This window comes from Burkholderia sp. AU30280 (assembly GCF_020420125.1).
Lineage (GTDB): Bacteria > Pseudomonadota > Gammaproteobacteria > Burkholderiales > Burkholderiaceae > Burkholderia.
On the sequence record NZ_JAIZRY010000015.1, the window covers coordinates 142,982 to 169,072 of the forward strand.

Sequence of the window (26,091 nt, forward strand, 5' to 3'; positions counted from 1 at the left end):
CGGCACCGCACGACGCTCGTGCGTGCCCGGCCGTCAATTGGCGTCGACGATGGTCCGAAGCTGCTCCGGCTTCTGGATCGTGACGCCGTGTTCGTGAAGCCGAATCAGGCCGTCGCGCTGCATCTTCTGCAGGCTGCTGTTCAGTCGCGGCCGGCTGACGTTGAGCATCGCCGCGAGGACGCTCTGGTTCTCCGGCAGCGGCACCTCGAGATCGTTCCCTTGCATGCGGTTCAGCAGATGGCGCGCGAGCCTGGCTTCGAGCCGGTACAGGCATGCCGACTCGACGAAGTCGCTCAGCTGGTGGATATGCTGGCACAGCTGCTCGTGGATGCGCCCCATGAATTCCGGGTTGGTCAGCAGCGGCGCGAAGTACGGGCGATGCAGCAGCGAAATGCGGCAGTCGGCGCTCAACTGGGCGGTGAAGTTGCGCCGGTGCGCGCGAATCAGCGTGGTTTCGCCGATGAGTTCGCCCGGCATCGAGTGGCCGAGAATGATCTCGCGTCCACCGGGTTCGTGCAGCGTCTTGTAGACGCGTCCGCGGTGCACGAATGCGATGAAATCTCCCGGATCACCCTTGAAGAACAACAGGCGATTGCCGTGTTCGGGCCAGGGCGTGACATGCCGCTCGATATGAGCGATCAGGCTTTCCGGGAGGTCGGTGAGTATCGGTATATTGCGCAGCGTTTGAGCGTTAGCAGGGGCAGGCATGTTTTCCGCGCGAGGTTGTTTGACGATACGGCCACCTAGCGAAAAACGCTGCCTTCGGCATTGCGTGAAAAATGAATAATGAAAGTGTCGAGATAATCGGCAAGCAGTCCGGACGGGGCGGCACTTCGGCGGCAACGGCGCCTGGTCGATCGACATGGGTAGCTGCATGCCGGCGCACGAACAATGCGCGGCGGCAGTCGTTCTTTTTCATCGCAATGCCGTTATTCAGGCCCGGCGACGCACCTGAAACAACGGATCGGGCTATGCCGGAGAATTGAAATTTCCGTTCATAATAATCAAGAAAATTTACCCGATCCGATTATCGTTTTAACGGTGTTACGCGGGTAACAGCGCCATTCGCGGAGTCGAATCGATTCTGTGTTTTCCATAAAAACAGGAAGGCACGGGATGACAACCTCGAACCAGCACGCTGCGCCGGCGCCCGAGTCCCCGGCGCAGCAACTCGATCGCACCTGGCGGGAAATGCAGGGGAAATTGCGGCGCCGCGCGCGCCTGTTGTGCAAGGGCGATATTCACCGCGCCGACGAACTGCTCTCCGATACCGCACTCAAGGTGCACATTTACCTGCAGCGCTCGCCCGAGCGCGTTCAGAACCTGGCCGGTTTTCTCTTTCTGGTGCTGAACCACGCATTTCTCGATGGCGCACGGCGCCGGCTGCGCGAAAGCGGCATGCTCGAATTCGACCCGGACTGGGACGACGATCACACCGTCGAGCTGGCCGGCCACGCGCCGTCGGTGGAGCAGCAAATGCTGCTTCGACAGCAACTGCTGCGTCTCCAGCAGGCGCTGTCCGCGCTGCCCCCTCAGCAGCAGATGCTGTTCACGCTCAAGTTCGAGGAAGACCGGCCCTATCTGCACATCGCGGCGACACTCGGGATCAACGAGCCGCTTGCCCGAAAGCGGGTCGAGTTGTTGCGCAAGAAGTTGCGCGAGGAACTCGCGTAAGCGCGTTCACGAACGCGGGCACGCAGCGTTCCTAACGGCATGTGCGGCGTCGCTGGCCTGCCGGCCCGTCCGTTCCTTCAATCGCATGCCGGAGCCGGGTTCCGAGGAGGCCTCGTGGCAGACAAAGTCAATGAGCAGATTACCGATGCGGTGACGCAGACCAACGTCAACGTCGTCGCGGGATCGCCGGCCCAGGCGCTGGGCACGCTTTACCAGATGTTCAGCCAGGCCGTCGGCATCTCGGCGCAGAACATGACGCAGCAGCAGGCGGCGCTGAACCAGATTTCGAACGCCGTCGTGTCGAAGGCGGTGGCCATGATCCTGTCCGTCGAAGCATCGCCGAAGAGCGCATCGGGCGGTGGGGCCGGCGGCGCGCCGCAGGTTCCGGCGGCCGGGCCGCAGACGGGCTCCACGCATTAGGACGTGACGACTCTCGGGATACCTGAATCATGAACATGAAAGGTCTTTTGGGCGGACGCGGTGACGGCACGACGCAGCCGCCGGACGATGTCGCGGACGCCGCCGACGAAGCTGCGACGCCGGCCGATGCCGCGCCGCATGCCGCGACACCCAAAGCCGGCGCGCGCGCGTGGCCGGTGAACCGGCTGCGCCGGTTCACCGATGCATTGAAAGCACCGAACCAGGTCGCGGATGCGGCCGGGGGCGGCGGCTCGGCGCTGCGGACCGTGCAGGCGATCAATGCGGAGGCGGCGTCCTATGCGACGACGCAGATTGCCGTCGGCCCGAACATGATGATCACGCAGGCGGGCGGCATGGTCGCGCAGGCGGCGGCCAACTATTTCGAGGCGACGACGTCGCTGGCGATCGCGGGCAAGAGCGTGCTGATGAAGGACCTGGCGCAGAAGACCGTCGACGAGAACGTGGCCGGCATGGCGATGGATGCGGTGGGCCTGTTGTTGACCGACCTGTTCGTGGCGACCGCGGCGATCGTCGCGGGGGCCGCGGAAGCGATCGAAGGGGAGGCCGCCAATGTCGCACTCGACAGGATCGACGAGAGCCTGCAGAAGTATCAGGCGCTGCTGGACAAGAAGGGCGCGTAGGGTGCGCCGAACGATGCGGCAGCGTCGACGACGGCCGGCAGGCGCGCAACGACAGGCATCGAGTCGATGCACGCGCAACCGTCCGCGTGGCGTGGATGATCGTGCCGATGTGGAACGTCGCAGGCAATTGCCTGCCGCATGCGCACCGACGGCGCATCGATCGACACGACCCGCCGGGCCGTCGGGCCCGATGCGGGATGTGAGCGGCGGAACCGACGCACGTTCGCTGTCCCGAACCCGTCGAGGCCCGCTATCTGCAGTCCTATCCATCACGTGAGGAACCCATGTCCTACATCATTCACAACGTACACGGTCCCGCGCCGCTGGCGGTTGGCGAGCGCACCTGGGGAGATGCGACGGAAATCGATTTCGGTGCGATGACGAGCTGCATCGCGCTCGTCGAGCAGGCGCCGGCTCAGCCCACGCAGGTGCGCGGAGTCCACTTGTCGATCCTCAGCGCCGACGGCTCATGGGTCTACGATCCGGCGGAGAACGTGGCCGGACAGGTCGAGACGATCATGCAGCAAAGCGGCGATCTGCGTGCATGCCTTGGCCGCATCGACCTCTGGCAAGCCAGCCAGACGCAAGAGCTGCAGGATTTCTTCGTCGGGCTGATGCAGAGCCTCGACATGCTCGATTGGGTGCAGGTGCCGGACGGCAACCTGCGGGTGCGGATCCACGGTGGCGTGATGCAGTATCGGCATGGCACCGGTGCATGGACCAACGTGTAGCCCGCACGATCCGTTGAATCCGGTGCCCGCTGCGCGCGCGGACGCCGGTTCGAACGGCTCGGTCGAGAATTGTCGCGGAGGGGGGCGCAAGGAGGATGTCGAATGGCTGAGATGCGACTTGCTCGGGATCTCGTCTTCCAAATGCAGCGATGCAATCTTCCTTGTCCTCCGCGAGTTTTCATCCGCTCGCGCGACGCGAACCGAACGCGCCGGCGACGCACGTTCGCAGCGCCGACACGCAGCCCGACTCAAGACGCGCTCCCGGCTGGAAACGATTGCACCGGCCGAGCGACAGCCGGCGATCGTAAGGTAACCGTCGGCCGATTGCATTAATAAACTCCACTATGCACCTGTGATTATCCAGCGTCGGGATTTTACAATATCGCCGCATATGCACGTGATTATTCATGAAAATAAAACGAACCAATAACCACGTCCGACGACAATTTTTTTGATAATCCGGCCTGCCTGTTCCTTGCGGAAACCAACGGCATCTGCTTTATTTACTCATAACAAATCAGGATAAAACGCTATCGGGGTATCTCTGCTGCTTCGCCAGGCATTCGTGCCTGTCGAATCGGCATCGATTCACCACGGCATCCCTACGATCTGAAAGCGCAGCCCCTTTTCGGAGGCCTTGCTGCGCCTGTTGCGCGTGTCCACGCCACCCATGGAGGCGATCAGGTGACCACGCGGGCCTGCCTATGGCCCGCCGGTCAATGCATTTCAAATGCCAAGCGCTATTTTAATAAAACGAATTCAATTGAACGTGAGTTCGACTGATTTTTGAATTACCTGCTTACGTTCAAAATCTGGCGGCCAAACCGTAACGCTATCCACGAAGGGGACTGGGCACATCATGAATAACGCACCTGGAGTCAGAGTTCGTCCGTCGATCGAATCGTTGCAAGACGAATATCGGAAAGGCAATAAAAAGCCGCTGGAAGACGTGATGCGCGCGTGGAAAGGCATCAAGGAATTGCCGCCCGACGATCCGAACTCGTTCTTCATGATCGGCGGCTTCCACGGCGAGCCGTTCCGCGGCGCCGGCTGGGGTTCGGCGTCTTACTGGGGCGGCTATTGCAACCACGGCAACGTGCTGTTCCCCACCTGGCACCGCGCCTACCTGCTGCGGCTGGAACAGGCGCTGCAGAGCATCCCCGGTTGCGAGCAGGTGATGCTGCCCTTCTGGGACGAAACCAGCGAAGAGTCGCTGACGAAAGGCATTCCGTGGGCGCTGACCGACCCGGATTTCGAGCTCGACGGCGAAAAGATTCCGAACCCGCTGGCCTCCTTCTCGTTCAACAGGGCGATCACCGACAACATCAACGGCGACGATCCCAATTACAGCAAGCCGCTGCCCTACGTCACGGTTCGCTACCCGTTGTCGGGGCTCGTGGGGACCGAGAAGGACCGTGCCGCTACCAAGAAACACAACGACAAGTTTCGCAACCCCCAGGAGAACGTCACGTTGCTGAACCGGAACATCGTGGACTGGCTCACGTCGTACATCGTCGTGAAGGGCAAGGTAGTGGACACGAACGTGAAGCGCAAGTACGAGCAGTGCCTGGACGCGCCGAACTACACGGTGTTTTCCAACACGACGTCCGCGGCCCAGTGGAACGAAAATCTTCCGGACGGCGCGATTCCCGTCGTCCCGCTCGAGTCGCCGCACAACAAGATTCACCTTGCCGTCGGCGGGTTCGACGTGCCGCACGGCCCGAACAAGGGCGATTTCTCGCCGATTCCGGGCGCCAACGGCGACATGGGCGAAAACGACACGGCGGGCCTCGACCCGATCTTCTATTTCCACCACTGCTTCATCGATCGCGTGTTCTGGCTGTGGCAGAAGCGGCATGGCTTCACGCAGCACCTCGACGTCATCGCCGAATATCCGGGCACCAACTCCGTCGATTCGCAAGGGCCGACGCCGGGCACGGTGCCCAACGCGTGGCTCACGCTCGAATCGCCGCTCGATCCGTTCAAGAAGAGCGAGAACGGCAAGGAGCGCGCCTATACGTCGCTCGACTGCATCAACATCGAGGAGCAGCTAGGCTACACGTACGGCCCCGGGTCGCTGGAAAACCTGCCGGCGCTCTCGCTGGCGGCGTCGACGGTGCCGGCCGGCAACAGCAGCAAGGTTGTGCGCGTCTCCGGGCTGAATCGTGCGCCGATTGCCGGGTCGTTCCTCGTGTCCGCGTACGTCAACGTGGACGGCGAGCGGCACCTGCTCGGCACGGAGGCCGTGCTGAGCCGCTGGAGCGTGCAGTCCTGCGCGAACTGCCAGACGCACGTCGAAGTGAAGGCGTTCTTTCCGCTGGACCAGTTCGCGGAAAGCGCGGTGCAGGATGCGCAGTACGACGTCGAGATCCATACGCGTGACGGCGTGCGCCTTCAGACGCAACCCGCGTCACCCCCCGCGTCGCAAGCCGTCGCCGGTGCGGCTCCGCAACCCGCACGGAAACTGTTCCGGCTCGAGGTCCGGTAGCCGCGGCACGTGACGAACCGGCGCCGTTGCCCGGCGCCGGTTCACCGCGGTACGTCGACAACGTGGACATGAAGGGGAGACGCGGGCATGAGCTACTCACCCGAAACCGGCAGCCTGGCGGGGCTGTGGACTTATCGCAGTTTCCTGAACGATCCCGATCCTGCGACCGCATTCAACGACCTTGAATTCGGCCTCGGCACGATCGAGATCGCGCAGGCGCCGGCGGGCATTTTCAAGGGGCGCATTTTCGGCCCGGGATGGGAACTGCAGCTCAACGGCTGGACCAGCTACGGGAATCCCGGCACGGTGCGATTCCAGGGGCGCGGCGTGGTTAGCGGCGAGGAATGGGTCTACGACTATGTCGGGTACGTGAGCGCGCCCTGGCCCAATGGCGTCGATCAGCGTCCGGCGCTGACCGGTTCGATCGTCCGCACGGTTCCGCATGCGAGCGGCGACGGCGGCGTCGCGCCGGCCGGTGTGGTGTGCTCGTGGTACGCGGTGATGAGAGATCCCGCCTGAACGGCCATGACTGCTCCGACTGCACAGCCGGCCGGCACGGCCGGGCGTCCTCCGACGGCGACGGACGCGATCCGCGCGGGCGCCGGGATCGGGCCCGTGCGCATCGCCATGCTTTCGAGGTCCGAACGCGTGCGCGGCGGGCTCGCGTTCGCGTTCCTCGGTTTCCTGACGTGCGACTTGCCGACCCGGCTGCACGGCGCGCCTTCCAGCTGGATATGGAACGGCATCGGCGCGATTGCCTGCGGCATCGCCGGCTACTCGACGAGCAGCGGCGCGCCCGGCAGGTGCGCGCGCCGGTCGATGCTGTGGTGCATGGCCGCGATCTGCACGGGCTTGACGCTCGATGCGATGCGCTCCCCGCTGGATGCCATCCTCGACGTCTGCGGCGGAACGCTCGATGTCGGCGCCATGTGGGATTCGCTCGTGCTCCATCTCCAATGGTTTCCGATGTCGATGCTGGCCATGCTGGCGCTGTTGATCCGGCGCGAGGTCGACCGCAAGGCCGGGCATCGGCGCAGCACGGTACGCGCTCGGGTTCGGGCTCCGGTTCGGGTCGCGCTTGAATTGGCGGCGATGTTGCTCGTCATGGCACTCGGCATGAGCGCGATCAAGGCATTGGCGTTCGGCATGGGGCTGCGTTGGGACACGAACGGCGTGGCCGTTGCGATGCTCGTCAGCATGCTGGCGTTCTACGCGTTGAGCGATCGCGCTGCACTCGCAGAGGTGTCGTTGAAAGATCGCCTGCGCAATAAGAACGGTCCTGTTGCTTAGGATGGCAAAAGCAAACCGGAGGGCATAGGCGCGTGGAAGTCGCTCGGCGCGGCCGTGCACGGCATGGTGGATCTGCGGGGGCTATCGTGCTTCAACATCCTGCGCCACCCGGTGCCGCCGGCCGCGCTCGCGCGGCTGGACACGCTGTACCCGGACGAGTTCGCGTACCTGCGAAGCTATACGGATCTGTCGAAGCCGGTGTTTTACGGCCCGCGTTTCCGCAACGTGAATCCGCAGGCGTAGGCGCGACGACGCCCGGCGCGGGACATGCGCGCCGGGCCGGCAGGCGGGGGCCGCCATCCGGGCGGCGGGGACGGCGGGCACCTGCAATGGGCGACGCCCGGCGCGGTCATTCGCGCTTCACCCCCAGCTTTTTGTTCATCAACAACGACAAAAATCATCGTTTCGCCCCCGGCGGTGTATCAGCAGAATGTCTCCATTCCAGCTCATGCGACAGCACGCGCGTCGCATCGAGCCGCACTTCAGAAGGAGACAGCCGTGGCAGTCGAAACAACCTCAATCGATACGCTCGTCGTCGGCGCCGGTCAGGCCGGCGTGGCCATGAGCGAGCACCTGGGCAAGCTGGGCGTGCCGCATCTCGTGCTGGAGCGCAGCCGCATCGCCGAACGCTGGCGCACGGGGCGCTGGGATTCGCTGGTCGCGAACGGCCCCGCGTGGCACGACCGCTTCCCCGGCCTCGAATTCGATGGCCTCGATCCCGACGCGTTCGCGTCGAAAGACCAGGTCGCGGACTACTTCGAAGCGTATGCGCGCAAGATCGACGCGCCGATCCGCACCGGCGTCGAAGTGAAGAACGTCGTACGCAATACGGGCAAGCCGGGTTTCATCGTCGAGACGTCCGACGGCACGATCGAGGCGAACCGCGTGGTCGTCGCGACCGGGCCGTTCCAGCGCCCGGTGATTCCGCCGATCGCGCCGGACGATGCGCGCCTCGTGCAGCTCCATTCCGCCGACTATCGCAACCCGGGCCAGCTTCCGGACGGTGCGGTGCTGGTGGTCGGCGCGGGGTCGTCAGGCGTGCAGATCGCCGACGAGCTGCAGCGCGCGGGCCGGCAGGTGTACCTGTCGGTCGGCCCGCACGATCGGCCGCCGCGTGCATATCGCGGCCGCGACTTCTGCTGGTGGCTCGGCGTGCTCGGCGAATGGGACAAGGAAGTCGCGACTCCAGGCCGCGAACACGTGACGATCGCGGTGAGCGGCGCGCGCGGCGGCCATACCGTGGATTTCCGCAAGCTGGCGCACCAGGGCGTCACGCTCGTCGGGCTGACGAAGTCGTTCGACGGCGGCGTGGCCGTGTTCGAACGCGACCTGGCGATCAATCTCGCACGCGGCGACGAGAACTACCTGTCGCTGCTCGACGCCGCCGATGCCTATGCGGCACGCAACGGCCTCGACCTGCCGGAAGAGCCCGACGCGCGCCGCATCCTGCCGAACCCCGACTGCGTCGCGCATCCGATCCTCGCGCTCGACCTTGCCGGCGCGGGCGTCACGTCGATCATCTGGGCGACCGGCTACGCGGTCGACTACGACTGGCTGAAGGTCGACGCGTTCGCCGACAACGGCAAGCCGCAGCACCAGCGCGGCGTGTCGAAGGAGCCGGGCCTCTATTTCCTCGGGCTGCCGTGGCTGTCGCGGCGCGGCTCCAGCTTCATCTGGGGCGTGTGGCATGACGCGCGGCACATCGCCGATCACATCGCGATCCAGCGCACCTACCTCGCATATCACCATGCATCGCAGCGCCGCTTGGCCTCGCACGCGGAGCAGGAAGGCGTCGCGGCGCACGCCGACACACAGCCGCTTGCCGTCGCGGTGAACTGACCGAACCCATGCCGCCTGCCGCACCGGCTGTGCATCCGGTGCGGCGGCGTGACCTCTGACGACCGAAGGATTTCGATGAGCCAACCCACCCATACCCGTATCCGCATGTTCAACACGAAGGATACCTACCCGAACCAGACGCTCGACAACGACCTGTGCCAGGCCGTGCGGGCGGGCAATACCGTCTACGTGCGCGGCCAGGTCGGCACTGATTTCGACGGCAACCTGATCGGCCTCGGCGACGCGCGCGCGCAGGCCGGGCAGGCGATGAAGAACGTCAAGCAACTGCTGGAGGAAGCCGGCAGCGACCTCACGCACATCGTGAAGACGACGACCTACCTGATCGACCCGCGCTATCGCGAGCCCGTGTACCAGGAAGTCGGCAAGTGGCTGAAGGGCGTGTATCCGATCTCGACGGGGCTCGTCGTGTCCGCGCTCGGCCAGCCGCAATGGCTGATGGAAATCGATGTGATCGCCGTGATCCCGGACAACTGGCAGCCGAACCGCGCATAGGAGGCGACATGACTTTCTCGATCGTCGGGCGTTGCCCGGAGACGGGCCAGCTCGGTATCGCGATCAGCTCGTCGAGCATCGCGGTGGGCGCGCGCTGCCCGTGGGTGCGCGCAGGCGTCGGCGCCGTCGCGACGCAGAACATCACGCTGCCGGCGCTTGGGCCCCAGATCCTCGACCTGGTCGAGCACGAACAGCTGGCGCCCGGCGCGGCGCTCGACCGTGCGCTCAGCGCGAACGGCTGGAGCCAGTACCGGCAGGTCACGGTGATCGACGGGCAGGGGCAGACGGCGTGCTTCACCGGCAAGGAAGCGCTCGGCACGCATCACGCGGTGCGCGGCGAACAGTGCGTGGCGGCCGGCAACCTGCTGGCCGCGCCGGCCGTGATCGACGCGATGGCGCGTGCCTTCGAACAGGCGCCCGGCCTGCTCGCGGATCGCCTGCTGGCCGCGATGCATGCGGCGATGGCGGCCGGCGGCGAGGCGGGGCCGGTGCATTCGGCGGCGCTGAAGGTGGCCGGCGACGTGACCTGGCCGATCGTCGACCTGCGCGTCGACTGGGCCGATGCCGATCCGATCGGGCAGCTCGACGCGCTGTGGCGGGCTTATCGGCCGCAGATGCAGGACTATCAGACGCGCGCGCTGAACCCGACCGCCGCGCCGAGCTACGGAGTGCCGGGCGATGAATGACACATCGAGCCGCACATTGCTCGAACGGCTGATCGGTTTCGCGACGGTCAGCCGTGATTCGAACCTCGAGATGATCGGCTTCATCCGCGACTATCTCGCGGGTTTTGGTGTCGAGAGCGAGCTGTTCTACAACGCGGAACGCACGAAGGCGAGCCTGTACGCGACGATCGGGCCGCGCGATCGCGGCGGCATCGCGCTGTCGGGCCATACCGACGTGGTGCCGGTCGACGGGCAGGCGTGGACGGTCGAGCCGTTCCGGCTGACCGAGCGCGACGGCCGCCTGTACGGGCGCGGCACGGCCGACATGAAGGGCTTCATCGCGTCGGTGCTCGCGGCCGTGCCGGCGTTCGTCGCACGGCCGCTGAGCCTGCCGGTGCATCTCGCGTTCTCGTACGACGAGGAAGTCGGCTGTGTCGGCGTGCGGCCGATGCTCGCGGAACTTGCCGCGCGCGAGCACCGGCCGCGCCTGTGCCTGATCGGGGAGCCGACCGAACTGAAGCCGGTGCTCGGTCACAAGGGCAAGCTCGCGATGCGCTGCCACGTGAAGGGCGCGGCGTGCCACTCCGCGTACGCGCCGTCGGGCGTCAACGCGATCGACTATGCGGCGAAGCTGATCGGCCGGCTCGGCGAGATCGGTGCGGCGCTCGCGCGGCCCGAACGGCACGACGCACGATTCGACCCGCCGTTCTCGACCGTGCAGACAGGGCTGATCAAGGGCGGCCGCGCGCTGAACATCGTGCCGGCCGACTGCGAATTCGATTTCGAGGTGCGGGCGCTGCCGGATTTCGATGCGCACGACGTGCCGAGGAAGTTGCAGGACTATGCGGAATCCGAACTGTTGCCGAGGATGCGCGCGGTGCAGCCCGATACCGACATCCGGCTGCAGCCGCTGGGCGCGTATCCGGGGCTCGCGACCGCGCCGGACAGCGAGGCCGCACGCCTGCTCGCGATGCTGACCGGCTCCGACGCATTCGGCACGGTGGCGTTCGGCACCGAGGGCGGGCTGTTCGGCCAGGCCGGCATTCCGGCCGTGGTGTGCGGGCCCGGCAGCATGGACCAGGGGCACAAGCCCGACGAGTTCGTCACGCTCGACCAGCTCCACGGCTGCGACGCAATGCTGGGGCGTCTGGCCGCGCATCTCGCTGCGGCCGCCTGAACCGCCGAGCGGCCGACCCGCACGCACCGCATCCCGCGGCGCGTGCGTTTTCCTGTTCCTTACCGTGCCGATTCCGCGACGATCCGCGCGAGCCGCTCGCGGCAGAAGTCGACGAACGACTGCGCCTGCTTCGTGAGTTGCCCGCGCTTCAGCCGCGCGCTCACGAGCCCCGACGGGCTCACCGTTTCGCTGAGGCCGATCGTCACGACCCGCTGGCCGTCGTACGTGTAGTCGGAATGCGGGCGCGTGACGAGCAGCGAGAAGCCGAACCCCTGGCCGACCATCCCGCGCACCATCTCGATCGACGGCGACCCGAACACGATGTTCGGCGTGAGCCCGAGTTCATGAAACAGGCTGACGAAATACGTGCGGCTCGGCTGCACGTCGAGCAGGATCATCGGCTCCACACAGAGGTCGCGCAGCGATACGTGCGCCTGGCCTGCGAACCGGTGGTGCTCCGGCAGCAGCACGTAGGGCTGTTGCGGCGGCATCAGCGGCTCGGTCTCGATCGTGCCGTCGAGATCGTGGTCGTACATGAGCGCGAGATCGAACGTGCCGGACGTCAGACCCTGCACGAGTTCCTGCTGGTCGCCGTCGCGCAGCCGGATGTTGACGCCCGGGTAGCGCTCGCGAAAGCCCGCGATCAGTTGCGGCAGATAGAGCGGCGCGACCGTCTCGAAGCAGCCGATGTCGATTTGCCCGGTGATCACGTCGTTGTCGGCAAGCGCGTTCTGTTCGAATTCGTGCGCGATGCGCAGCAGCTCCTGCGCTTTCCGGTAGAAGCGCGTGCCGCTCGGCGTCAACGACACGCCCTGCGCGTGATGGCGGATGAACAGCTTCACGCCGAAGCTTTCCTCCAGACCCTTGATCGCGCTGGAGATCGACGGCTGCGCGATGAAGAGCTGGCGCGAGGCCTCGGCGACGCTGCCCGATTCCACCGTCGTCACGAAGTATTTCAGCTGCCGCAAAGTGTAGTGAGCCACAAGCACCTCTGATGCACGGCCCCGGCGTGCCTGCCGCCGCGGGCGCAATCTGTCCATGGTTTTGCGTAGCACCTTACCCGAAAGCCTGCCGGCGCCGATATTTCCGCTGCAGAGCTTTTTCGTATGTCCCGGAAATATTTTTAGTATTTTCCGGTCGCGATGGTCGTGGCGCACCATCGTTTCCAGCCTGGATCACGGCGAGGCCGCGCACGCACTGGCGGGACAAGGCATCCGTCCCCGCATGCGCATCGTCCGCTTCGTTCGACACCGCCGCGCATGCAAGCGGTGCGGCGTCGCTCGCGTATCCGGACCCGATTGCAGGCGCGTACCCCAACGCGCGCCGGCTGACACGGCAAGCGCGCATCGCCGCGCAGGACAGGAGACCTCACCATGACGAACGTGGACCGCAACGCGTCCCCGATGATAGAGAAGCACACGATCGGCTACGTGCCGCCCGCGGAGCGCCACGGCAAGGTGCGCGACCTGTTTACGCTCTGGTTCGGCGGCAACATCGCGCCGCTGCCGATCGTGACCGGCGCGCTCGGCGTGCAGCTCTTCCACCTGAACCTGATGTGGGGCATCGTCGCGATCGTCGTCGGTCAGGCGGTCGGCGGCGTGCTGATGGCGCTGCATTCGGCGCAGGGGCCGCAGATGGGCATCCCGCAGATGATCCAGAGCCGCGCGCAGTTCGGTTCGTGGGGCGCGCTGCTCGTGACCGTGATCGCGGCCGTGATGTACGTCGGCTTCTTCGCATCGAACATCGTGCTTGCCGGCAAGTCGGTGCACGGCATCGCGTCGTCGGTGCCGGTGCCCGTCGGCATCGTGATCGGCGCGGTGGGCTCGGGATTGATCGGCATCGTCGGCTACCGGTTCATCCATATCCTGAACCGGATCGGCACGTGGGTGCTCGGCATCGGGATCCTGGTCGGCTTCTGGATGATCCTCACGCACGTGAGCACCGACGATTTCCTGACGCGCGGCGGCTTCGACTTCGCCGGATGGCTCGCGACGGTGTCGCTGTCGGCGTTGTGGCAGATCGCGTTCGCGCCGTACGTGTCGGACTATTCGCGCTATCTGCCGGAAAACGTCGGCGTGGCGTCGACGTTCTGGGCGACCTACCTCGGCTGCACGATCGGCTCGACGCTCGCTTTCATCTTCGGCGCGGTCGCGGTGCTCGCGGTGCCGGCCGGCGCGGACGCGATGGATGCGGTCAAGCAGGCGACCGGCCCGCTCGGCCCGCTGATGCTCGTGCTGTTCCTGCTGAGCGTGATCAGCCACAACGCGCTGAACCTGTACGGCGCGGTGCTCGCGGTGATCACGTCGGTGCAGACGTTCGCGTACAAGTGGATTCCGACCGCCAGGGCGCGTGCGGTGGTGTCGGTCGTGATCTTCGTCGCGTGCTGCTACGCGGCGATCGGCGCGTCGACGAACTTCGTCGGCAACCTCGTCGATCTGGTGCTCGCGCTGCTGGTCGTGCTGGTGCCGTGGACGGCGATCAACCTGATCGACTTCTACGTGATCCACAAGGGCAAGTACGACATCCAGTCGATCTTCATGGCCGATGGCGGGATCTACGGCCGCTTCAACCCGCAGGCGCTGCTCGCGTATGCGATCGGCATCCTCGTGCAGATTCCGTTCATGAACACGCCGATGTATGCGGGCCCGATTCCCGCGCATCTCGGCGGCGCGGACCTGTCGTGGCTCGTGGGGCTCGCGCTGACGTCGCCGCTGTACTACTGGCTCGCGACGCGCGACAGCGCGTATCGGCGCCGGCAGACGGGCGCGACGATGCCGCCGACGGCGGCGCGGTAAGCGGGGCGTTTTCGACGCGGAGCAGGAAGCGTCGGGCCACCGCATCGGTGGCGGTGCGGCGGCCCGTGGAAGCGTTTCGGCATGACGAGGGCAGGCTCGCGGCCGGCGACGCGCCGCGAGCCTGCCCGCGCATCACACGACCGCCGAGCGCGCGACGCGCACCGGCACCGACTTGTACGACGGCGTGCCGCTTTCCTTGTCGATGTAGTCGAGCGGCACGAGCACGTTCGCTTCCGGGTAGTACGCGCCGACCGACCCCGGCGCGATGTCGTACTCGATCGCGGTGATCTTCTCGAGACGCAGCGTGCGGCCCGACGCGGTGATCGTTTCGATGTCGACGAGGTCGCCGTGTTCGAGCCCGTACTTCGCGAGATCCGCCGGGTTCATGAACAGCACGTCGCGCCGCCCGAACACGCCGCGATAGCGGTCGTCGAGCCCGTAGATCGTCGTGTTGTACTGGTCGTGGCTGCGCAGCGTGATCAGCCGCAGCACCTGCTCGGCGCCGAGCACGTCGGCATCCTCCTTCACGCCCTTGTAGACCGAGAACATCGCCTTGCCGGTCGGCGTCGGCCACACGCGCTCGGTGGGCGGCAGCGGCAGGCGGAAGCCGCCCGGCGTGCGGATGCGCTCGTTGAACGCCTCGAAACCGGGCACCGTGCGGTCGATCAGGTCGCGGATGCGGTCGTAGTCGGCAATCAGGTCGAGCCATGCGACCTTGCTCGCCGGCAGCGTCGCATGCGCGATCCCCGCGACGATCGCAGGCTCCGAGCGCAACTGGTCGGACGCCGGCTTGAGCTTGCCGGCCGACGCGTGAACCATCGACATCGAATCCTCGACGGTGATCGACTGCCGGCCGGTGGCCTGCATGTCGAGCTCGGTGCGGCCGAGCACCGGCAGGACGAAGGTTTCCTTCGCGACCAGCAGGTGCGAGCGGTTCAGTTTGGTGCCGAGATGCACGCTCAGGTCGAGCTTCGCCATCGCCGGGAACGACTGCTCCGGATCGGGCAGCGCGACCGCGAAGTTGCCGCCGAGGCACAGCAACGCCTTCGCGGTGCCGTCGATCATCGCCTGCATCGCCTGCACGGCGTCATGCCCGTGATGCGCGGGCGGCGTGAAGCCGCACACGTCCTCGATCTTCTTCAGGAACTCGGCCGACGGCTTCTCGGTGATGCCGACCGTGCGGTTGCCCTGGACGTTCGAATGGCCGCGCAGCGGGCACACGCCGGCGCCGGGCTTGCCGATGTTGCCGCGCATCAGCAGCAGGTCGGCGATCAGGCGCACGGTTGCCGTGCCCTTGTTGTGCTGCGTGACGCCCATCCCGTACGTGACGATCGTCGCGTTCGACTTGGCGTAGGCGAGCGCGACCTGTTCGAGCTGCGCCTGGCTGAGTCCGCTTGCGCGCTCGATGTCGTCCCACGACGTGGCGACGAGGTCGGCCGAGAACGCATCGAAGCCGTCGGTATGCTGCGCGATGAATTCGCGGTCGAGCACGTCGCCGCGTTCGGCTTCCAGCTGCAGCAGCGCCTTCATGATGCCCTTCAGCGCGGCCGCGTCGCCGCCGGCGTCGACCTGGTAGTACGTCGACGCGATCCGCGTCGAGCCGAACGACGCCATCTCGATCATGTCCTGCGGATCGGCGAAGCGTTCGAGCGCGCGCTCGCGCAGCGGGTTGAACACGATGATCGGCACGTTGCGCCGGGAGCACTCGTGCAGCGTGCCCATCATCCGCGGGTGGTTCGTGCCCGGGTTGTGGCCGATCGAGATGATCAGCTCGCAGTGGTCGAAGTCCTCCAGCGATACGGTGCCCTTGCCGATGCCGATCGACTGCGGCAGGCCGACGCTGGTCGGCTCGTGGCACATGTTCGAGCAGTCGGGGAAGTTGTTGGTGCCGAGCTCGCGCGCGAACAGCTGGTACAGGTACGCGGCTTCGTTCGATGCGCGGCCGGACGTATAGAACTCGACCTGGTCGGGCGGCAGCGCGCGCAGCACTTCACCGATGCGCGCGAACGCATCGTCCCATTCGATCGCACGGAACGTGTCGGTCGCGCGATCGTAGACGAGCGGGTGCGTGAGCCGGCCCATGTTCTCCAGCTCGTAGTCCGACATGCGCAGCAGCGACGACACGGTGTTCGCCGCGAAGAACTCGGGCGTCACGCGCTTGGTCGTCGCTTCCCACGTGACGGCCTTCGCGCCGTTCTCGCAGAACTGGAACGTCGACTTGTGTTCCTTGTCGGGCCACGCACAGCCGGGGCAGTCGAAGCCGTCGGGCTGGTTGGTCCGCATCAGCACGATCGGCGCCTCGATGGTTTCCATCTGCGTGCGCACCGCATCGGCTGTCGCGCGAAGCGCGCCCCAACCACCTGCGGGCCCGTCGTACTTCCTGATGCCTGGCACTTCGCGTCGATTTGTCATGTGAATCTCCATCAGCCGGTCCCGATGCGGGCGGCTCGGTTTGCGCCGTGTCGCGGCGTGGGGCGGCTCCGTCCGGTGGACGGAGCCGGTCATGCGTGCTCCGGGCGTGCGGGGCACGCGGGGTTTCAGTGCGCCGCCTTCTTCGCGCCGGACGGCTTCTTGCCGGACGGTTTCGCGGCGGGTGCGGGCGGCGGCGCGTCGGCAGGCGTGTCGCCCGTCTTCGCATCGTCGCCTGCCTTGGCCGCCTTGCCGTTCGGTTTCGCGTTGCCGCCGGCGTCCTTCTTCGCGTCCTTCGCGTCCTTCGTGTCCTTCGCTTCCGGCGCGGCGAGGCTGTTGAACTTCACTTCGTCGCTGGCCTTGTCGTAGTCGACTTCGACGCGGTCGCCGGACTTCAGCCGGTCGGCGAGGATCTCCTTCGCGAGCTTGGTCTCGATGGTCTGGCGGATCTGGCGCTTCAGCTCGCGTGCGCCGAACTCCGGCTGGTAGCCGGCTTCGGTCAGGTGTTCGACGAGCGCATCGCCCATCACGAGCGTGATGTCCTGCGCGGCGGCCGTGCGCACCACGCGGTCGAGCTGGATCTGCACGATCGCGCGGATGTTCTCCTTCGACAGCGCATGGAAGACGATCACCTCGTCGATCCGGTTCAGGAACTCGGGACGGAAATGGCCCTTCAGCACCTGCATCAGCTCCTCGCGGATCGCCTTGTCGGTCTTGCGCGCGGCTTCCGGTTGCGTGAGGTTGTCCATGATGATCGCGGCGCCGAGGTTGCTCGTCGCGATGATGATCGTGTTGCTGAAGTCGACCACGCGGCCCTTGCCGTCGGTCAGGCGGCCGTCGTCGAACACTTGCAGCAGCACGTTGTAGACGTCCGGATGCGCCTTCTCGATCTCGTCGAGCAGGATCACGCTGTACGGGCGGCGCCGCACGCGTTCGGTGAGCTGGCCGCCTTCGTCGTAGCCGACGTAGCCGGGCGGCGCGCCGATCAGCCGCGCGACCGCGTGCCGCTCCATGTACTCGGACATGTCGATGCGGATGATCGCCTGCTCGTCGCCGAACACGGTCTCGGCGAGCGCCTTCGCGAGCTCGGTCTTGCCGACGCCCGTCGGCCCGAGGAACAGGAACGTCGCGATCGGCCGGTGCGTCTGGCCGAGCCCCGCGCGCGACAGCCGCACCGCGTCGCTGACGGCGACCACGGCATCGCTCTGACCGACCACGCGCTCGCGCAGTTGCTCTTCCATCTTCAGCAGCTTCTGGCGTTCTTCCTGCGTGAGTTCGGACACGGGAATGCCGGTCAGCCGCGACACGACCTCGGCCACCGATTCGACCGTCACCTCCAGCGTCTCGGAGCCGGTCTTGCGCTGCCACGCCTCCATCTTTTCATCGACCGTCTTCTGCTTCGCGTTGATCTGCTCCTCGAACTGCTTCGCTTCGTCGAAGCGCTTGCGCGACGTTGCGTAGTCCTGCTCGCGCTTGAGCTGCGCGATCTGCGCTTCGCCTTCCTGGATGTCGGCCGGGCGCGACGTGGCGCCGATCCGCACGCGCGCGGCGGCCTGGTCGATCAGGTCGATCGCCTTGTCGGGGAGGAAGCGCGACGTGATGTAGCGATCGGCGAATTCCGCGGCCGCGACGAATGCGTCGTCGGCGAACGTCACCTGGTGGTGCGCCTCGAGGCTGTCGCGCAGCCCGCGCAGGATCACGATCGTCTGCTCGACGCTCGGCTCCGGCACGAACACCGGCTGGAAGCGCCGTTCGAGCGCGGCGTCCTTCTCGATGTACTTCTGGTATTCGTTGAGCGTCGTCGCGCCGATCAGGCTCAGCTCGCCGCGCGCAAGCGCGGGCTTCAGCACGTTCGCGATATCGAGGCCGCCTTCGCCGCCGCCCTGGCCGGCGCCGACGATCGTGTGCAGCTCGTCGATGAACAGGATCAGTTCGTCCTGCTTCGCGGTGACTTCGTCGATCAGCTGCTTCGCGCGCTCCTCGAATTCGCCGCGATACTTCGCGCCGGCCACCATCGAGTTGATGTTGACTTCGACGAGCCGCTTGTCGCGCAGCACCTCGGGCACGTCGCCGTTGACGATCCGCTGCGCGAGCCCTTCGACGATCGCCGTCTTGCCGACGCCCGGCTCGCCGATCAGCACCGGGTTGTTCTTCTTGCGGCGCGCGAGCACCTCGATCGTGCTCTCGATTTCCTGCGCGCGGCCGAGCACCGGGTCGAGCTTGCCCTGGCGCGCGATCGCGGTGAGGTCGCGGCCAAACTTGTCGAGGTTCGGCGTGCCGGTCGGCGCATCGACGCGGCCGTCTTCCGCGCCTTTGCCGACCACCTTCACGACTTTCTGGCGCAGCGCCTCGGGCGTCACGCCGTATTTCTTCAGCAGCGTGCCGGCGACGCTGTCCGGCACCGACGCGAGCCCGATCAGCAGGTGTTCGGGGCCGATATACGAGTGGCCGAGATCGCGCGACGCCTGGAACGCGTATTGCACGGCTTTCTTCACGCGCGGCGAGATCGACAGCTTGTCGAGCGGCGCATCGGGGGCGGCCGTGCCGGTGTGCGCATGCTCGTCGATGTACGACCGGATGTCCTGCGGCGACAGCTTCAGCTCCTTCAGCAGCGCGGCGCACACGTCGGTGTCCGCGAGCGCGTAAAGCAGGTGTTCGGAATCGAGCTCGTTGCGGCGCAGCTCATGCGCCTTCTCGGCCGCGCGCTGCAGCAGCTCCAGCGTCTGCTCGCTGAATGCGTCGGTCGGATCGACCGATTCGCGCGGCACCTCGGCGGCGAGCGGCGCTTCGTCGTCGAGCCCGCCGAACAGCGACGATGAGCCGCCACCGCCCAGCAGCGAATCGAACGGGTTCAGCATGCTCTGATGCCGCATCAGCTGGCGGAAGTGGTAATCGCAGATCGAGATCGTCTTGCGCTCGCCGTCCTGCATCACGGTTGCGCGCGCGACGGCCGGCCGGGCGTGACAGATATCGCAAAGTGCGGGCATGGTGGTCTGGCTCCTGTCGGTGAAAGTGGGTCGAAGGGTGACGTCCCGATGCGGTGCGGCGCTTGGGCGCATTCCGACCGCGAACGCACGACGCGCGGCACGGCGGCGCGCGGGCGGCGCCGGTGCTGTCACGCAGCGCGCGCCGGCGTCGTGCACGGTCGCGGTCAAGGCGGCAAGCGTGCGTGCCGGGTGGAGCCCACGGCATCGCTTCGACTGCGTTCAAAATAGCGAATCGGCGCAGGCCATCCAAGACACAGTTCCGCCGCGGCCCGGCCGCGAATTGCACCCTCGCATGCGCGCGTGCCCGGGCGGCAAGGAGTACAGACGGGCGGGCACGCGGCGGCACGGGCATGCGCGGCGAGCGTGGCGTGTGATGGCAGGACGCGGGAGCGGGCTGGGCGCGATCGGATCGCGGTGCGACATCGGCGCGCAGGGCGCCGGTTGCCGGTGGGGAGGCGGCGATGCGGGAGGGCGTGCGCGGCGCAAGCGCCGCAGCGTAGGTGTGCCGCGACCGGCCAAGCGCGGCCACGCACGCACCGCAGACGATGCGTGTGTGGCGGCCGGAGGCGAGGGCGGCTTGCACGGTCCGGGCCGGACGCGGCGCAACCGTGGCGTGCCGCGGTCAGTCCGGGAGTGTCATCGCCAGCCTTTGCCGGGCGATCCGCTTCACGTCCGTCGACAGTGCCGCATCCGGCAGGCCATTGGCCCAGACGGAGAACGAATCCTCGATCAGGTTGCGCGTGTCGGGCGGCAACTCCGCCAGGACCAGCGACAAGACGGTGAACAGCACGGCGGTGTCGCCGGCCTGGCTGCTCGCGTTCGCATCGACCGCCTGCTTCAGGCGGTCGACCGACGCCTGCAGCGCCTGCAATGCCTCATTCGACTCGCTCATCACACACTCCATGCAAGATGGGTTTGATCGGCGACGAACATGCGGCCGGCGGTGCGGCCGCTCGCGCGCGACGCCCGGCGGGCATCGCGCGCAGGCAACCGCGGTCAGGCCGCCGTGTTGCCCTGCGGCGCCACGGCCACCGATGCTTCGCTCGTCAGCATCAGGAACGTGAACGTTTCGCGCAGGTACAGGCGGACGACCTTGTCGGTATGACTCGTGTAGCCGATCGATACGTCTTCCCCGAGGTGCAGCTCGTAATCGCCGCCGCGCGTGGACAGCACGCAGCCGCCGCTGATCGCCGGCGCCCAGATGATCTCGCCGCTGACGATCCGCTTGATATGGCCGAGGACCGGATAGCCCTGGTCGCGCGCTTCGCTGAGCGCCGTGTATGCATCCGAGCCGAGCACGACCGAGTACGGGCCGTCGACGCCGGCAAGCCGCAGCGCCTCGAGCGCGTCGCTGATCGCGTCGGGGTAGGCGCCGACGTCCGCCGGCAGCGTGAGCTTGCGGTTCGACGTACCTTCGCGGATGCCGACGATGCCGGCTGCCGGGTAGCCGTCGAATATCGCGTTGTCTTCGGCGAATGCGAGCCGCTGCGCGGCGTCCTTCGCCGGTTGCCAGTCGGCGTCGCGCGCGCCGCGCTCGACGCTGTCGATCGCATCGCGGCTCAGCTCGAACGGCACCGTCAGTTCGACGATCGTGCGGACTTCGCGCAGCCGCGCATTCACCAGCTCGCGCGGCGCGGCGACCTCGACGAGATGCCCGGTGCCGACGGCCGACAGCTCGGGGCCTTCGGGGCCGTCGACGTCGACGACGCGGCGGCCGGCCACCGATCGCTTGAAGGTGCGTGCCACTTCCTCCTCGATTTGTTCCCAGGCGGAAGACGAGATCGGGGCGAGTTCGCGGTGCAGGTTGTTCATGGGTTCTGGTTGCCTCACGTCAGCGAAAACACTTCATGGCGGCCCGATCGGCTGACGGACTGCGCCTGATGCCAGGCCTGCCGATCGCGGGTGAAAAAGCATATTAGCAGGCTCGATCGACACCGCTGCAGCACAAATCGAAACGACACCGTGCGGTGGCGCAACTGTTATGCAAGTCGCGTACGGGGAGAGGGGGCAGGCGCGTGCGGCATGCCGCGACTGGGTTGCGATACCCGGGTGCTTGCCGTCGCTCGCGCCGCGCGCGATCACGCGCCGAACCACTTGCTCTCGACGGCGCATCGCGCGTCGTGCATTCTTGCGAACATTCATCCGGCAGGGTTTCCGGAAACCGGGGCTGGGCGGCGTGCAGCTGGCGGGGCCACGCCCGGATGAATCATAGACGCAGCCTATTGAAGCTTCACAACACGTGGAGGTCGTTCATGGCACTACAACTCGTCTCGCCCGAAGACAAATACTTGCTGAAGACGGGCGTCATCAGTCACGAGGCAGTCATCGGGCATTTGAAGCAGGTGTTGAACGCGTTTGCCGCAAAGCCGGAGTACAGCAAGTTCTATATCGGCATCACCAGTGACCTGTACACCCGGCTGGCGAAACATCGCGCCACCAAGCCTGATTTCAAACTGATGTGCCCGATCTATCTGGAAGCGCACAACCTGGTCGGGAACGCGTTCGACCGTCTGGAGCGCAAGGCCATCGAGACATTCCGTACCGGCATCATGCACCCGCAATCCGGGGAGCGGCTGCTGGCATGCAGCAACGGCCCTGGCGGGGCGCTGCCGAAGAACTGGCTCTATATCCTGGTCGGCTGATTCGCGCGGATGGAACGCCGGGCGCAGTGGCCGGGCGGAGCGGCGGCCCGTGCGCCGCACGCGCTTCGCGCGAGCGCCCCGGCGGACTGAACCGCGGCCATTTCGGGCCCGCCCGGCGCGGGTTGCGCGCCGGGCTGCCGTTGGCGCGTTGCCTTACGACGGCACGCCTTTCAGCGAGCCGATTTTCAGCGAGCCGTCGCGATGTGGCGCGGACGCAGCGGGCTCCGGCGCCGCGGCATCGGCGGCCGGCGCCGCGCGATCGGCGAGCGCCTCGAGCAGGTCGGCGGACGGCACGAAGAACAGCGAGCCGGTGACGGCGCGGCTGTAGTCGAGCAGGCGGTCGTAGTTGCCGGGCGGGCGGCCGACGAACATGTTCTCGAGCATCTGCTCGATCGGCGCCGGCGAGCGCGCGTAGCCGATGAAGTAGGTGCCGAATTCGCCCGCGCCCGGGCGCCCGAACGGCATGTTGTCGCGCAGGATCTTCACTTCCTGGTCGTTCTCGTCGAGCGTGGTCAGCGAGCTGTGCGAGCACGACGGCTTCACGTCCGGCGCGAGCTCGATGTCGGACAATTTGGTGCGGCCGATAATGCGCTCCTGCGTCTCGACCGCGAGCGCATTCCAGCCGGCCATATCGTGCAGGTACTTCTGCACGATCACGTAGCTGCCGCCCGCGAATTCCGCGTCTTCGTCGCCGATCACCGTGAAATCGACCGCCTCGCGGCCTTCCGGGTTCTCGGTGCCGTCGACGAAGCCGATCATCGCGCGCTGGTCGAAATTGCGGAAGCCGTGCACCTCGTCGACGACCGTGACGGCATCGCCGAGCGCGCCGAGCAGTTGCGTCGCCAGTTCGAAGCACAGGTCCATCGCTTCCGCGCGAATGTGCAACAGGATGTCGCCCGGCGTCGCGACCGCGACGCGCTGCCCCGCACCGAATTCGCGGAACGGATGCAGCGCGGCGGGGCGCGGGTTGCCGAACAGCGCATCCCATGCGTCGGCGCCGAAGCCGCACACGCAGGTGAGGTTGCCGCCCGGCACGCGCTTGCCGACCGAGCGCACGAGCGCGGCGATGTCGCCGCACCATGAACGGATCGTGTCGGCGTGATCGGCGCCGGGATTGATCGTCGCCACGAGGAAGATCGCGCTGCGCGTGATCGTGCTGTGAACGGCCTGGGAGAGCGGGGGAGGTGTCTGCATCGTGGCTTGCCGGTCAGTCATGTCGGGACGGAAGTGCCGTGGCGCGCGAAGGCGAACGGTTGAACTGTGTCACGCGGATGAAGGACGTTGCGCGCGCATCGCGCAACGGGCCGCGGCGGTGGCGGCCGGCCGCACGGCCCGTGGCCTGCCCGCACCGCGTAACGTCGTCGAGCAAGCAATCTAGCAGCTTCGGCCGGTCTTTGGAACACGTATCGCCAAACTGTCATGCGAATGCGTCAAACAGGGCCGGAATTTGGGCGGCGGCCGCGCAGCTGTACTCCTGTCGCATGCGGCGCTGTGCTCTTGAGCGCGCGTGCCGCGTGCAGTAGATTAGGTCCCGCTGCGCCCGCCGACGAGGAGCGTCATCATGAACCTGCTGGAAGCGATGCATGTGTATGTCGCAGTGGTCGAGCATGGCGGCCTGTCCGGTGCGGCGTCCGAACTGCAGCTCGACGAAGCGCAGGTGAGCGAACGGATCGACGGTCTCGAGCGGTATCTCGGCTGCCGCCTGCTGCTGTGCCGCGACCACGACGACGTCGCCTGCACCGACGCGGGCGATGCGTTCCACGTGTGCTGCCGCCGGACGCTATTGGCGGTCGAGCAGGCGATCGGCGCGGCCGGCCCGCACGCGCCGGATAGGCCCGACGCGCACGATACCGTGCATGCCGCCGCGCGCGACGCGACGTTCCCGCCGCCCGGCGCCGTTCCAGCCTCATCACCGCGACTGTCACCTTGAATACGTCCACTCTTTCCTGCTCGCCGGCCGAGCGCATTCGCCGCCGCTTCGGCCATTTCCTTCACGCGGCCGAACTGGCCGGGCTGATTGTGATTGGGCTCGCGACCGCATTCGCGATGACGCAGGAGGCGTGGAAGGTCGTGCTCGCGGGCGAGGTGTCGCTGACCGACCTGCTGCTGATGTTCCTGTATCTGGAAGTGCTCGCGATGGACGTGCGCTACCTGCGGCTCGGCCGGTTGCCCGTGCGGTTTCCGTTGTTCATCGCGATGACGTCGCTCGCGCGCGACCTGATCCTGCGCGGTGCAACCGACAGCCCCGAGCGGATGTTGATGACGACGTTCGGGATCGTGCTGCTCGCGGTGGGCGTGCTGATCCTGAGTTTCGGCCAGCACCGCTTCCCGGCCGACGTCGACGATGTCGAGGACGATGCACATGTGCGCAGGTGAAGCGCGGGCGGCGGCCCGCAAGCATGTTCGCTGTTCCCGCAAGAAAGAGGAGGCCGGATGACCACGTATGTCGATGCAACGAAACACGCGATCGAACTGCAGCACGCGGCGTCGGACGCCTACCGGCTGGCGCGCGACACGCGCGATGCCGATCCGGCGCTCGCACGCGCGCCTTCCGTCGCCAGGCTGCAGCGGGCGGCTGCGCATGCCTATGCCGATGCGGCGCGGGCGCGCGCGGCGGCCACCGGCATCTGAAGCGAACCCCGGCGTGCCGCATGCGGTGCGGCCTGCCACTGACCATCCAAGCAAGCGAGGTGTCGAATGACCCATCAACTGATCGTCGCTGTGTTCGGCAGCGTCGATACGGCCCGCCAGGCCGCGAACGATTTCGAGGCGCTGTCGGAGAAGAACGAAGGATTCCACATCGAGAACGGCGTCGTCGTCGAGAAGGACGCGACCGGCAAGCTCGCGGTACTGCATGCCGAATCGCGGCCGTTCAAGGGCGGCGTGATCGGCGCGATCGCAGGCGGTTTGCTCGGCCTGCTCGCCGGGCCGCTCGGCGTGGTCGCCGGCATGGCGGCCGGCGCGGGAGCCGGCGTGCTCGCGCAAGCGGCCGGCAATGCGCTGCTCGACGGCACGTTCGTCGAGACGATTGCGGCGCGGCTCGTGCCCGGCAGCGTCGCGATCATCCTGGAAGCGAAGGAGGACACGCCGTTCTCGGTCGACAACGTCGTGACGGGATTCGGCGGCAAGGTGTTCCGCCAGACGCTCGATTGAGCGTGTCGTTGCCGAACCGCAAAGGGAGAACCGCATGCGCATCGATCAATCGTACCGGCGCTTCGACATCGCGGCGACGCTGTCGCCGCTGCCCGGCAACCGCAACCGCGCGATCGCGATCGTCGATGTGACGACCGACGATCCGGCCCGCATCGCCGATCTCGGCACCGGGCAATTCCTGCAGATCCGCCAGTGGGTCGAGTCGAACGACGCCGCATCGCTGACGGTGGTGTTCGACGCGTGCAAGGTCGCGATCGATCACTACGCGGATAACGTCGACGACGCTTGAATGAACGCGGGGCCCGCGCATGACCGGGCCTCGCGTGATCGCCGCCCGACGGTCATCGGCAAGCCGCGATGACGCGTGCCGGCACCGCGCCCGGCGAACGGTTGCCGCGCAATCGCGCGGGGCCGCGCCGTCGCGTTCGAATCTGTTCACCACGCGGGCCGGATTTCGCATTTCCTCGCCAAACTGTCACTTACATTCGTCGAAATGACGCAGTAGGATGCCGAACCTTGTCTTGATGAGATTCGCATTGCTATCCGCCTTCAATTTCGATAACGGACGAGGTTCGCACCGGGACGCCCGCGCCCGGGCCCGGCTATCCGGCTTCGTGCACCGGCGCGGTCATGCCGCCCGTGCATCGCAGGCCGGTTCACCGCTGGC

General features: G+C 66.7%; 25 protein-coding genes and 1 pseudogene. 19 read left to right on the forward strand and 7 right to left on the reverse strand.

Going from position 1 to position 26,091, the window contains the following annotated elements; all coding sequences use genetic code 11:
• Positions 1 to 33: 33 nt before the first annotated feature.
• Positions 34 to 864: a Crp/Fnr family transcriptional regulator gene (locus LGN17_RS29385; protein ID WP_226200568.1), complete on the reverse strand. Its 831-nt coding sequence runs from the start codon at positions 862 to 864 to the stop codon at positions 34 to 36.
• A 252-nt stretch (positions 865 to 1,116) separates the two neighbouring features.
• Between LGN17_RS29385 and LGN17_RS29390 the strand changes: the two genes are divergently transcribed.
• The 12 genes and pseudogenes from LGN17_RS29390 (at position 1,117) to argE (ending at position 11,438) form a co-directional block, all read left to right on the forward strand.
• Positions 1,117 to 1,674, forward strand: a complete 558-nt coding sequence (locus LGN17_RS29390; protein WP_226200570.1) for an RNA polymerase sigma factor — start codon at positions 1,117 to 1,119, stop codon at positions 1,672 to 1,674.
• A 114-nt stretch (positions 1,675 to 1,788) separates the two neighbouring features.
• Positions 1,789 to 2,094 (forward strand): RebB family R body protein, encoded by a 306-nt coding sequence (locus tag LGN17_RS29395; protein WP_174950007.1) that lies wholly within the window; start codon positions 1,789 to 1,791, stop codon positions 2,092 to 2,094.
• A 35-nt stretch (positions 2,095 to 2,129) separates the two neighbouring features.
• Positions 2,130 to 2,735, forward strand: coding sequence for a hypothetical protein (locus LGN17_RS29400; RefSeq protein ID WP_226200572.1), 606 nt, complete (start codon positions 2,130 to 2,132; stop codon positions 2,733 to 2,735).
• A gap of 284 nt (positions 2,736 to 3,019) precedes the next feature.
• Positions 3,020 to 3,466: a hypothetical protein gene (locus LGN17_RS29405; RefSeq protein WP_226200574.1), complete on the forward strand. Its 447-nt coding sequence runs from the start codon at positions 3,020 to 3,022 to the stop codon at positions 3,464 to 3,466.
• Between the two features lie 859 nt (positions 3,467 to 4,325).
• Positions 4,326 to 5,954, forward strand: a complete 1,629-nt coding sequence (locus tag LGN17_RS29410; RefSeq protein WP_226200576.1) for a tyrosinase family protein — start codon at positions 4,326 to 4,328, stop codon at positions 5,952 to 5,954.
• Positions 5,955 to 6,041: 87 nt separating this feature from the next.
• Positions 6,042 to 6,473, forward strand: coding sequence for a hypothetical protein (locus LGN17_RS29415; RefSeq protein ID WP_226200578.1), 432 nt, complete (start codon positions 6,042 to 6,044; stop codon positions 6,471 to 6,473).
• Between the two features lie 96 nt (positions 6,474 to 6,569).
• Complete coding sequence (locus LGN17_RS29420; RefSeq protein WP_226200580.1) at positions 6,570 to 7,244, forward strand: hypothetical protein; 675 nt, start codon at positions 6,570 to 6,572, stop codon at positions 7,242 to 7,244.
• A gap of 30 nt (positions 7,245 to 7,274) precedes the next feature.
• Positions 7,275 to 7,487 (forward strand): annotated as a pseudogene (locus tag LGN17_RS29425) (ferritin-like family protein); the annotation flags it as partial.
• Between the two features lie 255 nt (positions 7,488 to 7,742).
• On the forward strand, positions 7,743 to 9,083 hold the full coding sequence (locus LGN17_RS29430) for a flavin-containing monooxygenase (protein ID WP_226200582.1): 1,341 nt from the start codon (positions 7,743 to 7,745) through the stop codon (positions 9,081 to 9,083).
• A 75-nt stretch (positions 9,084 to 9,158) separates the two neighbouring features.
• The gene (locus tag LGN17_RS29435) at positions 9,159 to 9,596 is read left to right on the forward strand and encodes a RidA family protein (RefSeq protein WP_226200584.1); all 438 of its coding nucleotides are present in this window, start codon (positions 9,159 to 9,161) and stop codon (positions 9,594 to 9,596) included.
• Positions 9,597 to 9,604: 8 nt separating this feature from the next.
• Positions 9,605 to 10,282, forward strand: a complete 678-nt coding sequence (locus tag LGN17_RS29440; protein ID WP_226200585.1) for a DUF1028 domain-containing protein — start codon at positions 9,605 to 9,607, stop codon at positions 10,280 to 10,282.
• Positions 10,275 to 11,438, forward strand: coding sequence for an acetylornithine deacetylase (gene argE, locus LGN17_RS29445; protein WP_226200587.1), 1,164 nt, complete (start codon positions 10,275 to 10,277; stop codon positions 11,436 to 11,438). The genes LGN17_RS29440 and argE overlap by 8 nt, the downstream gene beginning before the upstream one ends.
• Positions 11,439 to 11,497: 59 nt before the next feature.
• Here argE and LGN17_RS29450 read toward each other — a convergent pair whose 3' ends face one another.
• A complete protein-coding gene (locus LGN17_RS29450; protein ID WP_226200589.1) occupies positions 11,498 to 12,421 on the reverse strand; it encodes a LysR substrate-binding domain-containing protein in 924 nt (307 codons plus the stop codon).
• A gap of 390 nt (positions 12,422 to 12,811) precedes the next feature.
• Between LGN17_RS29450 and LGN17_RS29455 the strand changes: the two genes are divergently transcribed.
• Positions 12,812 to 14,233, forward strand: a complete 1,422-nt coding sequence (locus tag LGN17_RS29455) for a purine-cytosine permease family protein (protein ID WP_226200590.1) — start codon at positions 12,812 to 12,814, stop codon at positions 14,231 to 14,233.
• 132 nt (positions 14,234 to 14,365) lie between these two features.
• On the opposite strand, the gene LGN17_RS29460 is transcribed toward LGN17_RS29455, so the two are convergent.
• The 4 genes from LGN17_RS29460 to LGN17_RS29475 all read right to left on the reverse strand — a co-directional run bounded on the left by LGN17_RS29460 (position 14,366) and on the right by LGN17_RS29475 (position 21,441).
• Positions 14,366 to 16,645 carry an FdhF/YdeP family oxidoreductase gene (locus LGN17_RS29460; RefSeq protein ID WP_226200591.1) on the reverse strand — a complete coding sequence of 760 codons (2,280 nt, stop codon included), beginning with the start codon at positions 16,643 to 16,645 and terminating at the stop codon, positions 14,366 to 14,368.
• Positions 16,646 to 16,770: 125 nt separating this feature from the next.
• A complete protein-coding gene (locus LGN17_RS29465; protein WP_226200592.1) occupies positions 16,771 to 19,629 on the reverse strand; it encodes an ATP-dependent Clp protease ATP-binding subunit in 2,859 nt (952 codons plus the stop codon).
• Between the two features lie 622 nt (positions 19,630 to 20,251).
• Positions 20,252 to 20,521, reverse strand: a complete 270-nt coding sequence (locus LGN17_RS29470) for a hypothetical protein (protein WP_226200593.1) — start codon at positions 20,519 to 20,521, stop codon at positions 20,252 to 20,254.
• Between the two features lie 104 nt (positions 20,522 to 20,625).
• Positions 20,626 to 21,441, reverse strand: coding sequence for a family 1 encapsulin nanocompartment shell protein (locus LGN17_RS29475; RefSeq protein WP_226200594.1), 816 nt, complete (start codon positions 21,439 to 21,441; stop codon positions 20,626 to 20,628).
• 440 nt (positions 21,442 to 21,881) lie between these two features.
• On the opposite strand from LGN17_RS29475, the gene LGN17_RS29480 reads away from it, so the two are divergent.
• Positions 21,882 to 22,271 (forward strand): GIY-YIG nuclease family protein, encoded by a 390-nt coding sequence (locus LGN17_RS29480; RefSeq protein ID WP_226200595.1) that lies wholly within the window; start codon positions 21,882 to 21,884, stop codon positions 22,269 to 22,271.
• Positions 22,272 to 22,424: 153 nt separating this feature from the next.
• On the opposite strand, the gene LGN17_RS29485 is transcribed toward LGN17_RS29480, so the two are convergent.
• Entirely contained in the window at positions 22,425 to 23,486 is a 1,062-nt protein-coding gene (locus tag LGN17_RS29485; RefSeq protein ID WP_226200596.1) for a Dyp-type peroxidase, read from the reverse strand.
• 346 nt (positions 23,487 to 23,832) lie between these two features.
• Between LGN17_RS29485 and LGN17_RS29490 the strand changes: the two genes are divergently transcribed.
• The 5 genes from LGN17_RS29490 to LGN17_RS29510 all read left to right on the forward strand — a co-directional run bounded on the left by LGN17_RS29490 (position 23,833) and on the right by LGN17_RS29510 (position 25,713).
• A complete protein-coding gene (locus LGN17_RS29490; RefSeq protein ID WP_226200597.1) occupies positions 23,833 to 24,201 on the forward strand; it encodes a helix-turn-helix domain-containing protein in 369 nt (122 codons plus the stop codon).
• The gene (locus tag LGN17_RS29495) at positions 24,198 to 24,647 is read left to right on the forward strand and encodes a phosphate-starvation-inducible protein PsiE (protein WP_175952104.1); all 450 of its coding nucleotides are present in this window, start codon (positions 24,198 to 24,200) and stop codon (positions 24,645 to 24,647) included. Before LGN17_RS29490 ends, LGN17_RS29495 begins: the two co-directional genes overlap by 4 nt.
• A 57-nt stretch (positions 24,648 to 24,704) precedes the next feature.
• Positions 24,705 to 24,902, forward strand: a complete 198-nt coding sequence (locus tag LGN17_RS29500; protein ID WP_226200598.1) for a hypothetical protein — start codon at positions 24,705 to 24,707, stop codon at positions 24,900 to 24,902.
• 66 nt (positions 24,903 to 24,968) lie between these two features.
• Positions 24,969 to 25,424, forward strand: coding sequence for a DUF1269 domain-containing protein (locus LGN17_RS29505; protein ID WP_226200599.1), 456 nt, complete (start codon positions 24,969 to 24,971; stop codon positions 25,422 to 25,424).
• A gap of 34 nt (positions 25,425 to 25,458) precedes the next feature.
• A complete protein-coding gene (locus LGN17_RS29510; protein ID WP_175952107.1) occupies positions 25,459 to 25,713 on the forward strand; it encodes a hypothetical protein in 255 nt (84 codons plus the stop codon).
• The last annotated feature ends 378 nt before the right edge of the window (positions 25,714 to 26,091 follow it).

What these genes read in the sequence shown, in the direction of transcription:
- LGN17_RS29480 (WP_226200595.1), top strand. Translation starts at nt 21,882, where the DNA reads ATGGCACTACAACTCGTCTCGCCCGAAGACAAATACTTGCTGAAGACG.
- LGN17_RS29460 (WP_226200591.1), bottom strand. Translation starts at nt 16,645, where the DNA reads ATGACAAATCGACGCGAAGTGCCAGGCATCAGGAAGTACGACGGGCCC.
- LGN17_RS29465 (WP_226200592.1), bottom strand. Translation starts at nt 19,629, where the DNA reads ATGCCCGCACTTTGCGATATCTGTCACGCCCGGCCGGCCGTCGCGCGC.
- LGN17_RS29410 (WP_226200576.1), top strand. Translation starts at nt 4,326, where the DNA reads ATGAATAACGCACCTGGAGTCAGAGTTCGTCCGTCGATCGAATCGTTG.
- LGN17_RS29490 (WP_226200597.1), top strand. Translation starts at nt 23,833, where the DNA reads ATGAACCTGCTGGAAGCGATGCATGTGTATGTCGCAGTGGTCGAGCAT.
- argE (WP_226200587.1), top strand. Translation starts at nt 10,275, where the DNA reads ATGAATGACACATCGAGCCGCACATTGCTCGAACGGCTGATCGGTTTC.
- LGN17_RS29470 (WP_226200593.1), bottom strand. Translation starts at nt 20,521, where the DNA reads ATGAGCGAGTCGAATGAGGCATTGCAGGCGCTGCAGGCGTCGGTCGAC.
- LGN17_RS29415 (WP_226200578.1), top strand. Translation starts at nt 6,042, where the DNA reads ATGAGCTACTCACCCGAAACCGGCAGCCTGGCGGGGCTGTGGACTTAT.
- LGN17_RS29400 (WP_226200572.1), top strand. Translation starts at nt 2,130, where the DNA reads ATGAAAGGTCTTTTGGGCGGACGCGGTGACGGCACGACGCAGCCGCCG.
- LGN17_RS29485 (WP_226200596.1), bottom strand. Translation starts at nt 23,486, where the DNA reads ATGACTGACCGGCAAGCCACGATGCAGACACCTCCCCCGCTCTCCCAG.
- LGN17_RS29390 (WP_226200570.1), top strand. Translation starts at nt 1,117, where the DNA reads ATGACAACCTCGAACCAGCACGCTGCGCCGGCGCCCGAGTCCCCGGCG.
- LGN17_RS29385 (WP_226200568.1), bottom strand. Translation starts at nt 864, where the DNA reads ATGTCGATCGACCAGGCGCCGTTGCCGCCGAAGTGCCGCCCCGTCCGG.
- LGN17_RS29475 (WP_226200594.1), bottom strand. Translation starts at nt 21,441, where the DNA reads ATGAACAACCTGCACCGCGAACTCGCCCCGATCTCGTCTTCCGCCTGG.
- LGN17_RS29500 (WP_226200598.1), top strand. Translation starts at nt 24,705, where the DNA reads ATGACCACGTATGTCGATGCAACGAAACACGCGATCGAACTGCAGCAC.
- LGN17_RS29505 (WP_226200599.1), top strand. Translation starts at nt 24,969, where the DNA reads ATGACCCATCAACTGATCGTCGCTGTGTTCGGCAGCGTCGATACGGCC.
- LGN17_RS29510 (WP_175952107.1), top strand. Translation starts at nt 25,459, where the DNA reads ATGCGCATCGATCAATCGTACCGGCGCTTCGACATCGCGGCGACGCTG.
- LGN17_RS29440 (WP_226200585.1), top strand. Translation starts at nt 9,605, where the DNA reads ATGACTTTCTCGATCGTCGGGCGTTGCCCGGAGACGGGCCAGCTCGGT.
- LGN17_RS29455 (WP_226200590.1), top strand. Translation starts at nt 12,812, where the DNA reads ATGACGAACGTGGACCGCAACGCGTCCCCGATGATAGAGAAGCACACG.
- LGN17_RS29405 (WP_226200574.1), top strand. Translation starts at nt 3,020, where the DNA reads ATGTCCTACATCATTCACAACGTACACGGTCCCGCGCCGCTGGCGGTT.
- LGN17_RS29435 (WP_226200584.1), top strand. Translation starts at nt 9,159, where the DNA reads ATGAGCCAACCCACCCATACCCGTATCCGCATGTTCAACACGAAGGAT.